Source organism: Pseudomonas sp. GW822-FHT02E03 (assembly GCF_058802325.1).
The window spans coordinates 47,252-64,319 of the sequence record NZ_JBXAOA010000025.1 but is presented as its reverse complement, the minus strand read 5'-3'; the positions used below and the strand labels follow the sequence as shown (position 1 = coordinate 64,319).

General features: G+C 59.1%; 19 protein-coding genes, 1 tRNA gene and 1 pseudogene. 12 read left to right on the top strand and 9 right to left on the bottom strand.

Features of this window, described 5'->3' with window-relative positions; genetic code table 11:
- Positions 1 to 5: 5 nt before the first annotated feature.
- The 3 genes from imuA to AC1RQB_RS18980 all read right to left on the bottom strand — a co-directional run bounded on the left by imuA (position 6) and on the right by AC1RQB_RS18980 (position 2,215).
- Positions 6 to 623, bottom strand: a complete 618-nt coding sequence (gene imuA, locus AC1RQB_RS18990) for a translesion DNA synthesis-associated protein ImuA (protein ID WP_008006531.1) — start codon at positions 621 to 623, stop codon at positions 6 to 8.
- Positions 623 to 1,240 (bottom strand): transcriptional repressor LexA, encoded by a 618-nt coding sequence (gene lexA / locus AC1RQB_RS18985; RefSeq protein ID WP_063340179.1) that lies wholly within the window; start codon positions 1,238 to 1,240, stop codon positions 623 to 625. The genes imuA and lexA overlap by 1 nt, the downstream gene beginning before the upstream one ends.
- An 87-nt stretch (positions 1,241 to 1,327) precedes the next feature.
- On the bottom strand, positions 1,328 to 2,215 hold the full coding sequence (locus AC1RQB_RS18980) for a Dyp-type peroxidase (protein WP_063340180.1): 888 nt from the start codon (positions 2,213 to 2,215) through the stop codon (positions 1,328 to 1,330).
- 209 nt (positions 2,216 to 2,424) lie between these two features.
- On the opposite strand from AC1RQB_RS18980, the gene AC1RQB_RS18975 reads away from it, so the two are divergent.
- A complete protein-coding gene (locus AC1RQB_RS18975; RefSeq protein ID WP_063340181.1) occupies positions 2,425 to 4,050 on the top strand; it encodes an NADP-dependent glyceraldehyde-3-phosphate dehydrogenase in 1,626 nt (541 codons plus the stop codon).
- Between the two features lie 7 nt (positions 4,051 to 4,057).
- Here the strand turns inward: AC1RQB_RS18975 and AC1RQB_RS18970 are convergent, their stop codons facing one another.
- The gene (locus AC1RQB_RS18970; protein WP_192343720.1) at positions 4,058 to 4,951 is read right to left on the bottom strand and encodes a DMT family transporter; all 894 of its coding nucleotides are present in this window, start codon (positions 4,949 to 4,951) and stop codon (positions 4,058 to 4,060) included.
- A 135-nt stretch (positions 4,952 to 5,086) separates the two neighbouring features.
- Here AC1RQB_RS18970 and AC1RQB_RS18965 point away from each other — a divergent pair, with 135 nt between their 5' ends.
- The 3 genes from AC1RQB_RS18965 to AC1RQB_RS18955 are packed head-to-tail and all read left to right on the top strand — an operon-like array spanning position 5,087 to position 6,315.
- Entirely contained in the window at positions 5,087 to 5,524 is a 438-nt protein-coding gene (locus tag AC1RQB_RS18965) for an Lrp/AsnC family transcriptional regulator (RefSeq protein WP_008006559.1), read from the top strand.
- 57 nt (positions 5,525 to 5,581) lie between these two features.
- On the top strand, positions 5,582 to 5,911 hold the full coding sequence (locus AC1RQB_RS18960; RefSeq protein WP_008066990.1) for a YceK/YidQ family lipoprotein: 330 nt from the start codon (positions 5,582 to 5,584) through the stop codon (positions 5,909 to 5,911).
- 11 nt (positions 5,912 to 5,922) lie between these two features.
- A complete protein-coding gene (locus tag AC1RQB_RS18955) occupies positions 5,923 to 6,315 on the top strand; it encodes a VOC family protein (RefSeq protein WP_063340182.1) in 393 nt (130 codons plus the stop codon).
- A gap of 70 nt (positions 6,316 to 6,385) precedes the next feature.
- Here the strand turns inward: AC1RQB_RS18955 and AC1RQB_RS18950 are convergent, their stop codons facing one another.
- Positions 6,386 to 7,057, bottom strand: a complete 672-nt coding sequence (locus AC1RQB_RS18950; protein WP_007898177.1) for a Bax inhibitor-1/YccA family protein — start codon at positions 7,055 to 7,057, stop codon at positions 6,386 to 6,388.
- Between the two features lie 124 nt (positions 7,058 to 7,181).
- Here AC1RQB_RS18950 and AC1RQB_RS18945 point away from each other — a divergent pair.
- Positions 7,182 to 7,269: transfer RNA gene (locus tag AC1RQB_RS18945), tRNA-Ser, on the top strand.
- Positions 7,270 to 7,773: 504 nt separating this feature from the next.
- Here AC1RQB_RS18945 and AC1RQB_RS18940 read toward each other — a convergent pair.
- A complete protein-coding gene (locus AC1RQB_RS18940) occupies positions 7,774 to 8,715 on the bottom strand; it encodes a LysR family transcriptional regulator (RefSeq protein WP_063340183.1) in 942 nt (313 codons plus the stop codon).
- A gap of 127 nt (positions 8,716 to 8,842) precedes the next feature.
- Between AC1RQB_RS18940 and AC1RQB_RS18935 the strand changes: the two genes are divergently transcribed.
- Genes AC1RQB_RS18935 through aldA form a run of 4 tightly spaced genes read left to right on the top strand, consistent with a single transcriptional unit; the run spans position 8,843 to position 13,608 of the window.
- Complete coding sequence (locus AC1RQB_RS18935; protein ID WP_008066999.1) at positions 8,843 to 10,138, top strand: MFS transporter; 1,296 nt, start codon at positions 8,843 to 8,845, stop codon at positions 10,136 to 10,138.
- A gap of 17 nt (positions 10,139 to 10,155) precedes the next feature.
- The gene (gene rhmD / locus AC1RQB_RS18930) at positions 10,156 to 11,340 is read left to right on the top strand and encodes an L-rhamnonate dehydratase (RefSeq protein ID WP_063340184.1); all 1,185 of its coding nucleotides are present in this window, start codon (positions 10,156 to 10,158) and stop codon (positions 11,338 to 11,340) included.
- A 13-nt stretch (positions 11,341 to 11,353) separates the two neighbouring features.
- Positions 11,354 to 12,154, top strand: a complete 801-nt coding sequence (locus AC1RQB_RS18925) for an aldolase/citrate lyase family protein (RefSeq protein ID WP_063340185.1) — start codon at positions 11,354 to 11,356, stop codon at positions 12,152 to 12,154.
- A 20-nt stretch (positions 12,155 to 12,174) separates the two neighbouring features.
- A complete protein-coding gene (gene aldA / locus AC1RQB_RS18920) occupies positions 12,175 to 13,608 on the top strand; it encodes an aldehyde dehydrogenase (protein ID WP_063340186.1) in 1,434 nt (477 codons plus the stop codon).
- A gap of 148 nt (positions 13,609 to 13,756) precedes the next feature.
- Here aldA and AC1RQB_RS18915 read toward each other — a convergent pair whose 3' ends face one another.
- Positions 13,757 to 13,948 carry a hypothetical protein gene (locus AC1RQB_RS18915; protein ID WP_131815865.1) on the bottom strand — a complete coding sequence of 64 codons (192 nt, stop codon included), beginning with the start codon at positions 13,946 to 13,948 and terminating at the stop codon, positions 13,757 to 13,759.
- Positions 13,949 to 13,962: 14 nt separating this feature from the next.
- Here AC1RQB_RS18915 and AC1RQB_RS18910 point away from each other — a divergent pair.
- The 3 genes and pseudogenes from AC1RQB_RS18910 to AC1RQB_RS18900 form a co-directional block, all read left to right on the top strand.
- Positions 13,963 to 14,097, top strand: a pseudogene (locus AC1RQB_RS18910) (carbamate kinase); the annotation flags it as partial.
- A 160-nt stretch (positions 14,098 to 14,257) separates the two neighbouring features.
- Positions 14,258 to 14,824, top strand: coding sequence for a hypothetical protein (locus tag AC1RQB_RS18905; RefSeq protein ID WP_063340438.1), 567 nt, complete (start codon positions 14,258 to 14,260; stop codon positions 14,822 to 14,824).
- Positions 14,825 to 14,873: 49 nt separating this feature from the next.
- On the top strand, positions 14,874 to 15,548 hold the full coding sequence (locus AC1RQB_RS18900) for a MarC family NAAT transporter (protein WP_008067018.1): 675 nt from the start codon (positions 14,874 to 14,876) through the stop codon (positions 15,546 to 15,548).
- 49 nt (positions 15,549 to 15,597) lie between these two features.
- On the opposite strand, the gene AC1RQB_RS18895 is transcribed toward AC1RQB_RS18900, so the two are convergent.
- A complete protein-coding gene (locus AC1RQB_RS18895; RefSeq protein WP_063340187.1) occupies positions 15,598 to 16,665 on the bottom strand; it encodes a flavin-containing monooxygenase in 1,068 nt (355 codons plus the stop codon).
- Positions 16,666 to 16,703: 38 nt separating this feature from the next.
- Positions 16,704 to 17,054, bottom strand: a complete 351-nt coding sequence (locus AC1RQB_RS18890) for an ArsR/SmtB family transcription factor (RefSeq protein WP_063340188.1) — start codon at positions 17,052 to 17,054, stop codon at positions 16,704 to 16,706.
- Between the last annotated feature and the right edge of the window lie 14 nt (positions 17,055 to 17,068).

Below are 17,068 nucleotides of genomic sequence, written 5' to 3'. Positions count from 1 at the left end.
CAACCTCAATGCCCGACGGCAAAGGCAATCGGCGCCGAACGGGCCAGCCCACCCCGGCACTTGAGCACTCGCAATTGCGCAGGTTTGGCGTCGATGGCGATGCGCAGGGCCGCTGGCGACGGGTTGATGGCCTCACTGAGCGAACGGTAGGCGAATGCCAGGGTCTGACCGGTTTCCGCCGCCACCTGCAAACGTCGCAACGCTCGATCGTCGGCTTTGTGCGGCCAGCACAACACCGCCCCGCAACTGCCCGAACGCAGGCATTGTTCCGCCGCCCACAGCGCATCGCGCTCACTGGCCTGGATGATCGACAGTTGCCGCAGATCGACCCCGGCGTTCTGCCAGGCCTGGGGATACGGCACGTAAGGCGGCGCCACCAGCACAATGCGCTCACCTGCCGCCGACAGCCGCGCCAGCGCCGGCCACACCAGTTGCAACTCACCCACGCCCTGCCCGGCCAGCAGGATTTCAGTCAGTGCCGCTTCCGGCCAGCCGCCAGTGGGCAATGCCGCGTCCAGCGCCGCATGCCCCGTGGGTTGCGGGCTGACGGCCGGTGGCGCAGGCCGACCCTTCCAGACCTGGCCGCCATTGAACAGCGTATCCAACGCAACGACGGCGCCCATTACCCTTGCCTCACCAGACCGCAGAACACGCCTTCGATGGCCAGATCCTGATCGGCTCGAACAATGATCGGCTTGTAAGCCGGATTGCGTGGTAACAGCCGAACGGAATCGCCGACCCGCTCGAAACGCTTGATGGTGACTTCGCCGTCGAGCCGCGCCACGATGATCTGGCCGTTGAGCGCTTCGGGATTGCGCCGCACGCCCACCAGATCGCCGTCGAGAATACCGTCCTCGATCATCGAATCGCCCTGCACCCGCAGCATGTAATCCGGTAGCCGCGAGAAGATCGACGGATCAAGCAGCAAACGGCTGTGGACTTCGGCATCGGCACCGATCGGCGCACCGGCCGCCACTCGACCGAGTACCGGAACGTCCAGCAGCTCGGGCCGCGGCGGTTGATTCAACAGCCGAATGCCGCGCGCCTGATGCGGATTAACCTCGATGAAACCGGCCTCGGTCAGCGCCAGCACATGCTTGCGCGCCACGCTGCGGGAGGCGAAGCCAAAGGCCTCGCTGATTTCAGCGAGGCTTGGGGGCTGACCGTGTTCGGCGATTCGATCGCGGATAAAGGTCAGGATGGCGGTACGGCGGGGAGTTAAAGTCGTCATGGAGTACATTTGTACTCTTTTGGTTTTTTCCTGACAAGGACCGCCAGTCAGCTCATGCCCACGAACGGGTCACCGCCATAGCCAATCCTTTGAGGTTTAGCCGACACGCAATGCGCGCAGGTCAAGGCGACCGTCCTTGAGCGGTGGGCACCAGTAGTAGCCGCCGGTGATCGGTCGGCTGATGCGATACAGACCGTCGGTGATGCCGTCTTCCAGACCGCTCATGCGCCGCAACTGGGATTCGAACGCATCGAGGGAAAAACCGAAGGCCAGGAACATCAGGCCGGCGCGATCGCCTTCGATCCAAGGCATCGAGCGACGGACCACGAAGGCTTCGGGTGTGAAGCTTTCCTGGGCGGTGCGCTTGACGTGGGCAGAGATCGGCGCGTCATCGAGTTCTTCGTTGTCGCTCAGGCGACGGCCCATGATGTTGTCTTTCTCATGGGGCGGCAACGCGTGGAAACCTTTCAAATCATGCTGCCACTGCTGGATCGCGGCGAAGCTGCCACCGACCAGACCGTCCGCGCCGTCGCTCAACAATGCAGCGGCCACAGCGGCTTCATCGTGAGGGTTTTCGGTGCCGTCTTCGTAACCGGTCAAGTCGTGCCCGGTCATGTGGCGGAAGGTTTCGTTCATCTGCACCAGACGCAGGGCCGGTGCCAGAGCGGCTTCGATCGCGTTGCTGCGATTGAGCAGTTCGCCACGGTCAACACCGTGCAGCCAGCACCAGAGCGCGTGTTGGGTCGAGGGGTTGTCGACACCGACACCGACCAGCGCAGGAAAGGCGCGCAGCCCGTCGATCTGCGCGTGCAGCGCCTTGACCAGGGATTCACCAAAACCGACTACAGCCGACTTGCCGTCCACCAGGCGCATCAGGTTATCCAGCGCAGCCGGCAGTGCCTCGGCGGATTCAAGGGCGAAGAACATATGACGAGCTTGAGGCGGAACAGGGGTGGCGAGAATGCCCGGCTGGTAATAACTCATATGAACTCCTTTGAGAAAGAGCGTGAAGTTTAACCGGGGGATCGTTACTTGTGTGTTTTCAGGGCAAAAGATCGACCCGTAGCAGCTGCCGACAGATTCGCGATCCATAACGCCGAGCAAAAAAATCATAAGATGAGCCATGACAAGCGAGTCCGAGGTCTGCTAAAACGATTCATCAGTGCATCACCCAATCCAGACGGGGTAGCGATATGACCACAGCACAAATCCTTGGCAACCTGTTTCCCACTGCCGACAACGTCCCGGAAAAGTACCGCCTCAACGGCCCGACCGAGCAGCGCGAGTATCTGGTCGATGGCGAACTGAAAACCTGGTCCGGGCCCCTCGCTCAAGTCCGCAGCCCGGTGTACCTGAGCGGTGCGAATGGTGATGAACAGGTGATCCTCGGCAGCACGCCGCTGCTTGATGCCGATACTGCACTGACCGCGCTCGATGCCGCCGTGCGCGCCTACGACCGCGGCCAGGGCTTGTGGCCGACCATGCGCGTGGCCGAGCGCATCCAGCACGTCGAAACCTTCCTGGCTCGCATGCGCGAACAGCGCGAGGCGGTGGTCAAGTTGCTGATGTGGGAGATCGGTAAAAACCTCAAGGACTCGGAAAAAGAGTTCGACCGCACCTGCGATTACATCGTCGACACCGTCAATGCCCTCAAGGAACTCGACCGCCGGTCCAGCCGCTTCGAACTGGAGCAGGACACTCTCGGCCAGATCCGCCGCGTGCCGTTGGGCGTGGCGTTGTGCATGGGGCCTTACAATTACCCGCTGAACGAAACCTTCACCACGCTGATTCCCGCGCTGATCATGGGCAACACCGTGGTGTTCAAACCGGCCAAGCTTGGGGTGCTGTTGATTCGCCCGTTGCTGGAAGCCTTTCGCGACAGCTTCCCGGCCGGTGTCATCAACGTTATCTACGGCAGCGGCCGCGAGACCGTCAGTGCGCTGATGGCCAGCGGCAAGATCGATATCTTTGCGTTCATCGGCACCAACAAGGCCGCCAGCGACCTGAAAAAACTCCACCCAAGGCCTCACCGCTTGCGCGCGGCGCTGGGCCTGGATGCGAAGAACCCTGGCATCGTTCTGCCGGAGGTCGACCTGGACAATGCGGTCAGCGAAGCCGTCACCGGCTCCCTGTCGTTCAACGGTCAACGCTGCACCGCGCTGAAAATCCTCTTCGTCCATGAAGATGTGGTCGAAGCGTTCATCGAGAAGTTCAACGCCAAACTCGCCGACCTCAAACCCGGCATGCCGTGGGACAGTGGCGTGGCCCTGACGCCATTGCCGGAATCAGGCAAGGTCGATTATCTGCACACCCTGGTGGCGGACGCGGTCAGCAAAGGCGCAGCCGTGGTCAACCCCAATGGCGGTGAAGCCCGCGCATCGTTCTTCTACCCGGCCGTGTTGTACCCGGTGACACCGCAGATGCGCGTCTACCAGGAAGAACAGTTCGGCCCGGTCGTGCCGATCGTGCCTTACCGTCATCTGGACACCGTGATCGATTACGTCCTGGAATCCGACTTCGGCCAGCAACTGAGCATCTTCGGCACCAACCCAGTGGCGGTCGGCAGGCTGGTGGACACGTTCGCCAACCAGGTCGGCCGGATCAACCTCAACGCCCAGTGCCAGCGCGGTCCGGACACCTATCCGTTCAACGGTCGCAAGAACTCCGCCGAGGGCACGCTGTCGGTGCACGATGCGCTGCGGGTGTTTTCGATTCGGACCCTGGTGGCGACCAAGTTCCAGGAGAGCAGCAAAGAGCTTCTCAGCGAGATCATCAGCGGACGCAACTCGAGCTTCCTGACCACTGACTACATTTTCTGAGGCCTGCTCACTGCGCCGCCACCCGCCGAAGCTTCAGGCTCCAACCCTGTTGCATCCCGGCGGCGGCCAACAGAATCGCGGCGACACCGATCCATTGCAGCGGCTCCAGGCGATGGCCGAAGGCGAACCAGTCAACGAAAATCGCCGCAATCGGATAGATGAACGACAACGCGCCGGTCAGCGCTGTCGGCAGTTTTTGAATCGCGCCGTAAAGCAGCACATACATCAAACCGGTATGCACGATGCCCAGGGTCACCAGACTGGCCCAGGCATCGGGCGTTTGCGGTATCGCCGAGAAGTGCGCAAAGGGCGCGAGCAATAGCACGCCGGTGCACACCTGGATCAATGCGATCAGATGCGGTGGTGTGCCGGTCAGGCGTTTGATGATCAACGCGGCAATCGCGTACAGAAAGGCAGCCCCTAGCGCCAGACCAATCCCCATCAGGTAATCGTTACCGCCCTCGCCCTGCTCACCATGTGCGCTGACAATCGCCAGCATTCCTAGAAACGAAATGCCCAGCCAGAACAACTTCTGGAGGGTGATCTTCTCCCCCAGGAACAACGCCGCCAGCCCCACCAGCATGAACGGCTGGACGTTATAAACCGCCGTGCCAATGGCAATCGAGGCGCGGGAGTAGGACGCGAACAACAGCACCCAGTTGCCGACAATCGCCACACCACTCAACACCGCCAGCAGGAAGGTGGTGGACGTCAAAATGCCAGGGCGCAGAAAGCCGAATGCCGCGCAGATCAGCAATAAGGTGGCGGCACCGAACACGCAGCGCCAGAACACCACGTCCAGCACCGGTTGCCCGGACACCAGCACGAACCAACCGATGGTCCCGGAAATCAGCATGGCGGCGGTCATTTCGAATGAGCCACGACGTAATGTTTTGTCCATCATCCACCTCCTGTATTTGAGCCCAAAGTATGCCAATCCATTTGGGGGCTTCTCCAGCGCAAAAAGCAGGCTAAACTCGGCTTTTACCTTTTTTATCAAGGCTTATTCAACCGATTGCCTAACAGGGGATTCGCCATGACCGATGACATCGACCAAGTGCTGATCAGCGCGTTGATGGAAGATTCACGCCGCTCGCTCAAGGCCCTGGCACAGATCAGCGGCCTGTCCTCGCCCAGTGTCGCCGAGCGCCTGCGCCGCCTCGAAGAACGTGGCGTGCTCAAGGGCTACACCGTCGAGATCGACCCCAAATGCTTTGGCTACCAACTCCAGGCCATCGTCCGCATTCGCCCATTGCCGGGCCAGTTACAGGAAGTGGAACGACAGATTCAGGCCATCCCCGAATTCACCGAGTGCGACAAAGTCACCGGCGATGACTGCTTCATCGCCCGCCTGCATGTGCGCTCGATGGAACAACTGGACACCCTCCTCGATCGCCTCAACAGCCACGCCGAAACCAACACCGCCATTGTCAAGAAGACCCCGGTCAAGCGCCGGCTGCCACCGATGGCTTGAGTGCTGTTTTGTTTGCAAAGGGGTAGATTGGGGTTTTTCCGGCGAAGGATTGACGGTATGAAAACTCAAGTCATGTTACTGGCGGCCATGATACTCACTGGTTGCGGCACGTTTCAGACCGTGGTGCGCAGTGACGAGGCAGCGGCGAAGAGTCTCAAGGAACAGAAAACCTACTGCGGTGCGGTTCCACGGATCTATAGCGGCGTGACGTATGACTTTTGCAGCCTGCATGCGCCTCCAGGCCCGGGCATCGATGAGTACAAATACAACAACGGCACGCCCTTTGTACTGATCGACGTAGTGATTTCCGGCGTTCTCGACACCATGCTGCTGCCCTACACGATTTATCGGCAACAGGCTGATGGCAGCATCATTGTGGCCGAATAAGGAGCAGGTGAATGTTGTCTCACGTTTTTATCGGCATCTCCGATTTCGATCGTGCATTAGCGTTCTACCAACCGATCATGGATGCACTGCAGCTGCAGCTGAAATTTTGCGATCCCGGCAAACCCTGGGCTGCGTGGATGAGCAAGAATGCACCGCGTCCGCTGTTCGTCATTGGCACTGCGTTCGACGAACAGCCGGCCACACCGGGGAATGGGCAGATGATCGCCCTGCTTGCGCCGAGTCATGAGATCGTCAACCGCTGTTACGCACTGGCCATGGCTCATGGTGGATCCTGCGAGGGGCCGCCGGGCCTGCGTCCGCACTACCATCCCGATTACTTCGGCGCCTATATGCGCGACCCGGACGGCAACAAACTCTGCGTGTGTTGCCACGAACCTGATTGAAACCAACGCTGAGCCAAATCACAGACAATAAAAAACCCGCCGAAGCGGGTTTTTTACTCAAGGCTGGCGATCAATCATCGCGGCTCATGATGCCGAACAGTTGCAGCAAGCTGACGAACAGGTTGTAGATCGATACATACAGGCTGATGGTCGCCATGATGTAGTTGCGCTCGCCGCCGTGAATGATGGCGCTGGTCTGGAACAGGATGCACACCGAGGAGAACAGCACGAAACCTGCGCTGATTGCCAGTTGCAGACCGCTGATCTGGAAGAACAAACTCGCCAGAGTCGCGCCCAGCAGCACAAAGAAACCGGCGGTGATGAAACCACCGAGGAAACTCATGTCCTTACGGGTGATCAGCACATAAGCCGACAGGCCGCCAAACACCAGCGCGGTCATCGCGAAGGCCGAGCTGACGACTTCCGCACCGCCCTGCATCCCCAGGTAACGGTTGAGAATCGGGCCGAGCAGGAAACCCATGAAACCGGTCAGCGCGAACGCAGAAACCAGACCCCATGCCGAATCACGGAGTTTGTTGGTGAGAAAGAAAAGGCCGTAGAAGCCGATCAGCACCACGAAGATATTCGGGTAGCCGACACGCATCTGCTGCGCAACAAACGCCATCACGCCGCTGAATGCGAGGGTGAGGGCGAGTAAACCGTAAGTGTTGCGCAGGACGCGGCTAACCTCTAGCTGCTCAGCCTGCACGCTGTTATTAACTGCGTAATCCTGTTCGCGCATGGCGACACTCCTGTTGGGTTTGAAACGTTCAGTCGCAAAGATCATAACAGACGCTCTGTAACAAGCCATGCAGAGAGTTTGACAGTGTGTTTCATTCAGGTATTATGGCGCCCGCAACGCAAACGGAGGTGTGGCCGAGTGGTTTAAGGCAACGGTCTTGAAAACCGTCGACTGTAACAGGTCCATGAGTTCGAATCCCATCGCCTCCGCCATATTTGTACCGACAAAGCCCTGATTATTCAGGGCTTTTTCGTTTCTGGGGTTTGACAAATAGCTCCAGTCCACACTTCAGCCCACACCTTGGATGGAGTAAGGCTTTTCGACCAGCGGTTTGTTTTTTGAACTTGAGCCAGGTCAGCCTGTAGCTCACCGGTTCAAATCTGAACTTCGGGGTTGTCGACGGCCGTTTGCAACAGTGCATCAACCCGGGGTAACGCCTTGGTTTGCATCTTTGCTCCGATCAATGAAGAGAACGGCCGCAAGCATGTGTGCCGGAAGAACATCCGGTCATTACTCGCCGTAGATATCGAAGTCGAAATACTTCTGGCGAACCTTGTCGTAGGTACCGTTGGCACGAATCGTCGCAAGGCCTGATTGAAGCGACCGGCCAGCGGATCGTTCTTGCGCGCGGCAATGCCGATGCCGGCGCCAAAGAATTGCTCTTCGGTAACACTAGGGCCGACGTAAGCTGCTGCGTTTTCCGTCGCCGTGATAAATCAAAGCGCCCCGGCTTTTTGGCGCAACAGATCGATGAACACCTCCAACTCCCGACTGATGTGCTCGCCCTTGCGCAGCAGCAATCCGAATGGCGCCAGTTGCACATCCAGCTCCACCGGCAACGCCACCACCAGACCCATTTTCAGGTAGTCGCGCAAAGCGGTTTCCGAGAGCACCATGATCGCATTGGTCAATTGAATCAGTTGCTGCATGGAGTACACCGAACTGCACTCGATAATGTCTGCCGGTGTCGGCAAGGCCAGGCGCTGCAAGGCTTGATCGAGGCCGATCCGCGCCGGGCTGGTTTCCGGTTGCAGGATCCACGGCCAACTGCTGACCAGTTCCGCCAGTTCCAGTTTTTTTTGCTGGGCCAAAGGATGACCGGCGTGCACCACCACCAGCAGGCGTTCGTTACCCAGTAGTTCGAAGGCGTAGTGCTCGCTGTCGGTGGCAGCATTGCGCCGTGCGATGGCCAAGTCGATGCGGCCCTGCTCCAGCAACTGGATCACCTGGTCGCTGGTGTCGCCCATGATGCGAATTCGCAGTTGCGGATTGAGCGCCTTGATCTCGGCAATCGAATCCATCACCAGATCCGGTGCCGCGCCCATGATGGTACCGATGGAAAGGTAACCGTAACCGCCCTGCTGCCGCGCGATCAGATCTTCGGCGCAGCGATCGAGACCACTGATGGCGGATTCGGCGAAGCGAATCAACTCACTGCCCAGTGCCGTTGGCCGCATCCCGCGGGGCAGGCGCTCGAACAGATCGCAGCCGAACATGTCTTCAATCTCATGCAGCATCCGGGTTGCCGCCGGCTGCGACATGTTCAGGCTTTGCGAGGCGCGGTGCAGGTTCTGACTGCTGCTGAGCGTCACCAGCATGTGCAAATGCTTGTAGCGCAGTCGATTGAGCAGGCTGCGGGAGATGGTTGGCGTGGTCATGAGGGGGGCCTTCGCGATCGATACCTTTAGGGTATCAGTTGTGAGCTAGATTCGATTTGTAACGCATCGCTCCACGGCCGTACAGTCTTTCCCATAAGAACAAATGCCCTACCAAAGGAAAACTGCGATGAAGACTCTACCCGCGCCTCTGCTCGCCAAAATTTCCTGGCGGCTGCTCCCCTTCCTGCTGTTGATGTACATCATGGCCTTCCTCGACCGCGCCAACGTCGGGTTCGCCAAGCAAGCCTTTCAAGCCGACACCAATATCAGTGACGCCGCCTTCGCCTTCGGCGCCGGGGTGTTTTTCGTCGGTTACGCGCTGCTCGAGGTCCCGAGCAATCTGATCCTGCACCGTGTCGGCGCCCGCCTGTGGATGTGCCGGATCATGGTCACCTGGGGCCTTGTCTCCGCCGCCATGGTCTTCGCCCACACCGAAACCAGCTTCTACATCCTGCGTTTTTTGCTGGGGGTGGCCGAAGCCGGATTCTTCCCAGGCGTCATCCTCTACCTCACCTACTGGTTCCCCAGCGCCGCGCGCGGCAAAGCCATGGGCTTCTTCTACTTCGGTGCGCCGCTGGCGTTCATCTTCGGCAGCCCGCTGTCCGGCCTGTTGCTGGAGCTGGACGGATTTGCCGGTGTCCACGGCTGGCAGTGGCTGTTCGCGGTTGAAGGCCTGATGGCCACGGCGGTGGGCGTCTGGGCCTATTGGTATCTGGACAATCGCCCGGCCGATGCCAAATGGCTGACGGTTGAAGAACGCCAACAAGTGCAAGGCATCCTCGATCAAGAAGACAGCCATAAACAGAACCACGGCCGCAGCCTGCTCAACGTCCTGTGCCAGCCGTCGGTACTGTACCTGTGCCTGATTTATCTGCTGATTCAGGCCAGTGTCTACGGCGTGGTGTTCTATCTGCCCACCCAGGTTGGCGGATTGTTGGGCACCAAGGTCGGGCTGATGGTCGGACTGGTCACGGCGATTCCGTGGATCTGCGCGATAGTCGCAGCGTACCTGATCCCCGGCTACAGCGACCGCACCGGCGAACGGCGCCGCACCGCCTGCCTGACCTTGCTGATGTCGGCAGCCGGGATCGCTTGCTCGGTGACCTTTAGCAGCCCCTTCCTGGGCATCGTCGCCCTGTGCTTTGCCGCTTCCGGTTTCATCGCCGTGCAACCGGTGTTCTGGACCTTCCCTTCCAGTTATCTCGCCGGCAGCGCCGCTGCGGCCGGGATTGCCTTGATCAACTCGTTCGGCGCCCTCGGCGGCTTCATCGCCCCGGTGCTGAAGAACTGGGCCGAAGGCGCCTTCCATTCACCGGCCGCCGGTTTGTACGTGCTGGCTGGCACCACTGTCATCGCCGCGTTGCTGGTCCTGGGCATCCGCTCACCCGTCCAGAAGCCTTCCAGCAAACCGGCCACCGTTTAAACCTGAGGAGTCACACCATGGGCATTCCAACCATCAAACACGTCCGCGCCTTCACCCTGCGAGGCGGCGGCGCGGATTATCACGATCAGGCGGACGGCCACTGGATCGACGATCACATCGCCACGCCGATGAGCAAATACCCCGAGTACCGCCAGAGCCGCCGCACCTTCGGCATCAACGTCCTCGGGACCCTGGTGGTCGAGATCGAAGCCAGCGACGGTACGGTCGGTTTCGCCGTGACCACCGGTGGCGAGCCTGCCGCCTACATCGTCGAGAAACACTTGGCGCGTTTCCTCGAAGGTGCCCAGGTCACCAACATCGAAAAAATCTGGGACCAGATGTACCAATCGACGCTGTATTACGGCCGCAAAGGCATCGTCATCAACACGATTTCCGGTGTCGACCTGGCGCTGTGGGACTTGCTCGGCAAGATCCGCCAGGAGCCGGTGCACCAGTTGCTCGGCGGTGCGGTGCGTGACGAATTGCAGTTCTACGCCACCGGCGCCCGTCCGGACCTGGCGCAGAAAATGGGTTTCATCGGTGGCAAGATGCCGTTGCACCACGGCCCGGCCGAAGGTGAGGAAGGCCTGCACAAGAACCTCGAAGAGCTGGCAACCATGCGCGAGCGGGTCGGCCCGGACTTCTGGCTGATGCTCGATTGCTGGATGAGCCTGGACCTCAACTATGCAACCAAACTTGCGGTCGGCGCCCACGAGTATGGGCTGAAGTGGATTGAGGAAGCCTTGCCGCCTGACGATTACTGGGGCTACGCAGCGCTGCGCAACAACGTACCCAAAGGCATGTTGGTCACCACCGGCGAACACGAAGCGACCCGCTGGGGTTTCCGCATGCTGCTGGAGATGGGTTGCTGCGACATCATCCAGCCGGACGTCGGCTGGTGCGGCGGGATCACCGAACTGGTGAAGATTTCGGCGTTGGCCGACGCCCACAACGCGCTGGTCATTCCCCACGGTTCTTCGGTCTACAGCTATCACTTTGTCGCCACCCGGCATAACAGCCCGTTCGCCGAGTTCCTGATGATGGCGCCCAAAGCCGATGAAGTGGTGCCGATGTTCCACCCGCAATTGCTCGGTGAACCGGTGCCGGTGAACGGCCGCATGCGCCTGTCGACACTCGACCAGCCTGGTTTCGGCGTCACCCTCAACCCGGAATGCCAACTGCATCGGCCGTATAACCGCTGAGAAGGACCCCGTCATGAACATGCCGCACAACGCTTTCAAGGCTGCGCTGAACAACAGCGCGACCCAGTATGGAATCTGGGCCGGATTCGCTACCGGCTACGCCGCCGAGATCGTCGCCACCACCGGTTACGACTGGATGCTGATCGACGGCGAGCACGCGCCGAACACCGTGCCCGGTGTGCTGGCCCAGTTGCAGGCTGTCGCGCCCTACCCCACTTCACCGATTGTGCGCGCGGTAAATGGCGACGCCAACCTGATCAAGCAACTGCTGGATATCGGTGCACAGACGCTGATGATCCCGATGGTCGAAACCGCCGAGCAAGCCGCAGCGTTGGTACGCGCCATGCGTTACCCGCCGCACGGCATTCGTGGCGTCGGCGGCGGCCTGACCCGCGCCACGCGTTGGGACGGCGTGCCCGATTACCTCGACACCGCCCATGAACAGCTGTGCCTGATCGTTCAGGTGGAATCGCGCCTGGGCGTTGAAAATGTCGAAGCGATTGCCGCCGTCGAAGGCGTGGATGCGGTGTTTATCGGCCCGGCGGATTTGTCCATTGGCCTCGGTCATGCCGGCAACCCTGGCCACCCCGAGGTTCAAGAACGCATTCAACATGCCGTCAAAGCCACCCTCGCGGCGGGCAAGGCCTGCGGAATCCTCGCACCGAACGAAGAAGACGCGCGCCGCTATCAGAGCTGGGGCTGCCAGTTCATTGCGGTGGCTATCGACATCAGCCTGCTGCGCCAAAGCGCCACGGCCACCCTCGCGCGCTACCGCACACCGGCCACCGAGCAAGCGCCGTCGCGCACCTATTGATCAGCCAAGGAGTCGCCCCAATGTCGTCCGTGCCTGTTTACCAAAACTTCATCAACGGCCAATTCGTGGCCAGCGCTGCCCATCTCGATGTGATCAACCCGGCCACCGGTGCCGTGTTGTCGAAAGTCCCGGCATCGACTGCCGACGACGTCGACCGCGCCCTCGCCGCTGCTCGCGCTGCGCAAAAAGACTGGTCGCGTAAACCGGCGATTGAACGCGCCGGGCATCTGCGCCGGATCGCCACGAAGCTGCGGGAAAACGTCGCCCATCTGGCGCGCACCATCACGCTGGAACAAGGCAAGATCAGCGGCCTCGCCGAAGTCGAAGTCAACTTTACCGCCGACTACCTCGACTACATGGCCGAATGGGCGCGGCGCATCGAAGGCGAAATCATCACCAGCGACCGGCAGAACGAAAACATCTTCCTGTTCCGCAAACCCTTGGGTGTGGTGGCCGGAATCCTGCCGTGGAATTTCCCGTTCTTCCTGATCGCCCGCAAGATGGCCCCGGCCCTGCTGACCGGCAACACCATTGTGATCAAGCCCAGCGAAGAAACCCCGAACAACTGCTTTGAATTCGCCCGACTGGTGGCCGAAACCGATCTGCCAGCCGGCGTGTTCAATGTGGTCTGCGGCGACGGCCGGGTGGGCGCGGCCTTGAGCGCGCACAAGGACGTGGACATGATCAGCTTCACCGGCAGCGTCGACACCGGCTCGCGGATCATGGCCGCCGCTGCGCCGAACATCACCAAACTGAATCTGGAACTGGGTGGCAAGGCGCCGGCCATCGTCCTGGCGGATGCCGATCTGGATCTTGCGGTCAAAGCCATCCGTGACTCGCGCATCATCAACAGCGGCCAAGTGTGCAACTGTGCCGAGCGGGTCTACGTCGAGCGCAAGGTAGCCGATCAGTTCATCGAGCGCATCGCCGCGGCCATGAGCGCCACCCGTTATGGCGACCCGATTGCCCAGCCTGATGTGGAGATGGGCCCGCTGATCAACCGTCAGGGCCTGGACAGCGTCAACCAGAAAGTTCGCACCGCGCTGAGCCAGGGCGCGAGTCTGATCAGCGGTGGGCAGGTTGCCGATCTGCCCAACGGCTACCACTTCCAGCCCACGGTGCTGGCCGGTTGCCGCGCCGACATGGAGATTATGCGCGAAGAGATTTTCGGCCCGGTGCTGCCGATCCAGATCGTCGATGACCTCGACGAAGCCATCGCCATGGCCAACGACTGCGACTATGGCCTGACGTCATCGATCTACACCCGCGACCTGAGCAAAACCATGCACGCGATGCGCGAGCTGGATTTTGGCGAAACCTACGTCAATCGCGAGAACTTCGAAGCCATGCAGGGTTTCCACGCCGGCGTGCGCAAGTCAGGCATTGGCGGCGCGGATGGCAAGCACGGCTTGTACGAATACACCCATACCCATGCGGTGTATCTGCAAGGCTGAGCCACGCACTTGCAGTGAGGGTCACGCACCATGCCGTTCCGCAGGCGCCTGACCCATCCCCTGACATAGACATCACTATGACGGTTACCCCGCTCTATAACAGCACGATCATCGACAGCCATATTCGCCTGTTCGATCCGCACCGCCCTCAAGGCGCTCCATGGCCCGAACCGGGGGCACATTCCATGCGGCTCATCTGCCCGAACATTACTGGAAGCTCGCCGCCGAACATCACGTTATCGGCGCCATCACAGCCAAAGCCTGCCCCTGGCGCGGCGTCAACGCGTAGCTGCTGCAAACTCTGCGCGGCGATCCGCGAATGTTCGGCTTCGTCGGACACCTCACCGCAGGTCCCAAGCGGACTGCGATTTTGCCCGCCATACTGGAAAAACCGCGGTGATCGGTCCACTCTCGGATATCGAAGCGATTGTCCAGGGCAAGGCTGGCACGCGTGTGAGCACTGCGGCACCGGGTATCAGTTACCAATAAGGCAAAAATCCCGGGCAGGTTCATCGCCTGCACCGGGATCAGGTTTCCAAAAGGAGAAATCAGAATGGCTACCTTCCAGCCTGGTCATCTAAACGTCGAACGGCATGGCTATTGGGACACCTGGATTCGTTCTGTCAACCATCTATGGAACAGCAGCCCCATGAAACCAATCCGCGCCATTGCCCTCGCTTCACTCCTCTCAACCGCCGGCGTGACGGCCCATGCCGCCGACATACCGTTGGGCAGCAATGCCATGGAAGGTCACATCGTTTCACGCGTACTGGCCGTTGATCCCGCCAACTACCAGGTCACCATCGAAGGTCACGACAAAAGTCCAGTGCCTATCCAGCTCACCGACCAGGCCAAGAACCTGCACAATTTGAAAGTCGGCGACACGGTCGATATTCATGTGATTCGCTCGGTCGCTTATAAGCTTGATACCGATGTTGGCGGTGCACCGGGCGTCACTAATGAATCCATGTCCATCCGTGCCACCAAGGACAATCCCAATCCCGGAGGTGAAGCGGTTCGCCAGGTCAAGGTCACGTCCAAGATCACTCGCATTGACTTGAAACAGCATGAGGTGACTTTGCTTCCGCCGGAGGGAAAAGCGACGGTCCTGAAAGTCGAAGACCCGAAGCTTCAGGAAAGGATGAAGAAACTCCAGGTGGGTCAGACGGTCGATGCCATTTATACCGAAGTCCTGGAGGTCAAAACTTCACGCTAACGACGTTCGCCGACAAACGTGGCCTCGAACAACAGGACTTGAGTTCGACATGACAGATCTGTTCAATGCAATCGGACTTGGGTTACTGGCGCTGCTGCCGTTGACTAACCCTCCCACCACAGTTGCGCTGTTTCTCGCCTTGAGTAAGGGGCTGAGTCACAAGGAAAAAAAGTCACAGGCTTTTCTGACGTCATTCTATGTCTTTCTGATCATGACGTTCACTTACTATGTAGGCGCGTTTGTTATGGATGCATTTAGCATTTCCATACCGGGCTTGCGTATGGCCGGTGGCGGAATTCTCATCATTATGGGCTTGAAGATGCTGTTTCCGCCGCCTCCTCAACACTCTGCTTCCAGCAATGGCGCAACCGAACAACCGAACTTTGCGTTCATCCCGCTGGCCATGCCCAGCACGGCTGGGCCTGGCACCATTGCGATGATCATAAGTTCCGCCGCCACTATCAAACACAGTACGTTATTTCCTGCCTGGGTCTTATTAGTAGCCCCTCCGTTAATTTTCCTGATTACCGCTCTTATCCTTTGGGTATGCCTGCTTGGCTCAGGAATAATCATGAGAATAATGGGACAGTCAGGCATTGACGCCATATCACGGCTGATGGGTTTCCTTCTGGTATGCATGGGTGCGCAATTCGCCATTAATGGCTCGGTGGAAATAATCCAAACCATCATCGACAGTAATGCTCACCTGCTCCGCCCTCAGTAGTTTCGAAGGGCGGGGCCTTGCTCTGCAAAACGTTTGAAAGTCAGCTGTATCAAGAATTCATCGACGATGCATCGTGAATGAAACGCATCAAGCTGGGGATGATGTGAGAAGCATCTGGCCCAACGCCTCTGAGGGTGGCCGAAGCAAAGTTGCGCTGTTTCGGCAATCCCACAAAATACAAACCCGGTACGTGCTCGGCCTGCCCATTGCGCTGAGCAAGGTTTCCGTTGACCTCCCTGTGCAGACCGGCCAAAAAACCAAGGTTTGGACGAAATCCGGTCGCGAAAATCAAACTGTCCACTTCGGTGTGTTGGCCATCGGCCCAGAGCACACCCTTTGACGTTACCTGCGTGAACATCGGCTTGCGCTCAAAAAGTCCCTGTTTCATGGCTCGACGATAGGCGCCATCATCTAGTACAGGGGTACCTTGATCATTCAGCCAACGAGTCTTCTCTATCCCTGTCCACTTGAGCCAAGCATGAAAATCCACACCGAGGATCTTTTGCGGAAAAAACCGGATCGATTCCCTTGTCGCCAATACGACGCTGCTGACTTGAGCCAACTCATGGGCAATTTGTACCGCTGAGTTGGCCGCACCTATGACCACTACTCGTTGATCACTGAAGCCGTCGACATTTCGGTAATCAGCACTGTGTAAACGTTGCCCGCGAAAACTTTCCAGCCCCTGAATGTTGGGGATGAACGGCTGATTGAATCCGCCGGTGCAAACGATCAATGCTTTGGAGCAGAAACACTGACCATCCGATGCCTGAAGCAAAAATAGTCCGTGCTTCCTACGCACTTTCTGGACTCGCATGTTATGCCGAATGGGTAGCTGGAAAGCATCCGCGTACTGCTCCAAATAACGTACGACTTCATCGCGTAGCGGATAGTGCCTGGCGTCAGCTGGAAAGGGCATCCCAGGTAATGATGAGTACGCGGCAGGGGAAAAAAGTCTCAGGCTGTCGTAGTAGTTGCGCCAGTTTCCACCCGGCTGGTTCTCGGCATCCAGAATGAGAAACCTGAGGTTCTGCTGCCGCAGATGCCAACCACACGCGAGCCCAGCTTGGCCCGCACCGATAACGATGACGTCCATGGGCTCAGTTTTTACATTCATGTATGCGCACTCATGCATATATACAGATAATAAAAAAACTACGCTGGCGCACCAGGGCAGCAGAACGGGGCCAGACTCTTCATGTGTTGGAGAATGCCTTCGAGCCGTGTCACCACCGCCGCTCCATCCACCTCGTAAAACATCTGCCGGCTGACCTTGGTAGCACGGACGATGCCCGCCTCTGAGAGCACTTGCAGATGGCGAGATACCACAGAACGCTCTTGAGGCAGCCCCTCGGCAATCTCGGCGATATCCGCACGCTCCAATTGCATGACTCGCTTGAGTACAGCTACCCGCGACGGCTCGCACAGAGCTTTGAAGAAAGCTCCATCGAGAGAGTCGATTGCGGCATCAATTGCCCGGGAACGTATGGAAATTCGGTTCGTCATGCGGATGACTATAT

Coding starts and splice junctions, on each gene's coding strand:
- imuA (WP_008006531.1), bottom strand. CDS start 623: ATGGGCGCCGTCGTTGCGTTGGATACGCTGTTCAATGGCGGCCAGGTC.
- lexA (WP_063340179.1), bottom strand. CDS start 1,240: ATGTACTCCATGACGACTTTAACTCCCCGCCGTACCGCCATCCTGACC.
- AC1RQB_RS18980 (WP_063340180.1), bottom strand. CDS start 2,215: ATGAGTTATTACCAGCCGGGCATTCTCGCCACCCCTGTTCCGCCTCAA.
- AC1RQB_RS18975 (WP_063340181.1), top strand. CDS start 2,425: ATGACCACAGCACAAATCCTTGGCAACCTGTTTCCCACTGCCGACAAC.
- AC1RQB_RS18970 (WP_192343720.1), bottom strand. CDS start 4,951: ATGGACAAAACATTACGTCGTGGCTCATTCGAAATGACCGCCGCCATG.
- AC1RQB_RS18965 (WP_008006559.1), top strand. CDS start 5,087: ATGACCGATGACATCGACCAAGTGCTGATCAGCGCGTTGATGGAAGAT.
- AC1RQB_RS18960 (WP_008066990.1), top strand. CDS start 5,582: ATGAAAACTCAAGTCATGTTACTGGCGGCCATGATACTCACTGGTTGC.
- AC1RQB_RS18955 (WP_063340182.1), top strand. CDS start 5,923: ATGTTGTCTCACGTTTTTATCGGCATCTCCGATTTCGATCGTGCATTA.
- AC1RQB_RS18950 (WP_007898177.1), bottom strand. CDS start 7,057: ATGCGCGAACAGGATTACGCAGTTAATAACAGCGTGCAGGCTGAGCAG.
- AC1RQB_RS18940 (WP_063340183.1), bottom strand. CDS start 8,715: ATGACCACGCCAACCATCTCCCGCAGCCTGCTCAATCGACTGCGCTAC.
- AC1RQB_RS18935 (WP_008066999.1), top strand. CDS start 8,843: ATGAAGACTCTACCCGCGCCTCTGCTCGCCAAAATTTCCTGGCGGCTG.
- rhmD (WP_063340184.1), top strand. CDS start 10,156: ATGGGCATTCCAACCATCAAACACGTCCGCGCCTTCACCCTGCGAGGC.
- AC1RQB_RS18925 (WP_063340185.1), top strand. CDS start 11,354: ATGAACATGCCGCACAACGCTTTCAAGGCTGCGCTGAACAACAGCGCG.
- aldA (WP_063340186.1), top strand. CDS start 12,175: ATGTCGTCCGTGCCTGTTTACCAAAACTTCATCAACGGCCAATTCGTG.
- AC1RQB_RS18905 (WP_063340438.1), top strand. CDS start 14,258: ATGAAACCAATCCGCGCCATTGCCCTCGCTTCACTCCTCTCAACCGCC.
- AC1RQB_RS18900 (WP_008067018.1), top strand. CDS start 14,874: ATGACAGATCTGTTCAATGCAATCGGACTTGGGTTACTGGCGCTGCTG.
- AC1RQB_RS18895 (WP_063340187.1), bottom strand. CDS start 16,665: ATGAATGTAAAAACTGAGCCCATGGACGTCATCGTTATCGGTGCGGGC.
- AC1RQB_RS18890 (WP_063340188.1), bottom strand. CDS start 17,054: ATGACGAACCGAATTTCCATACGTTCCCGGGCAATTGATGCCGCAATC.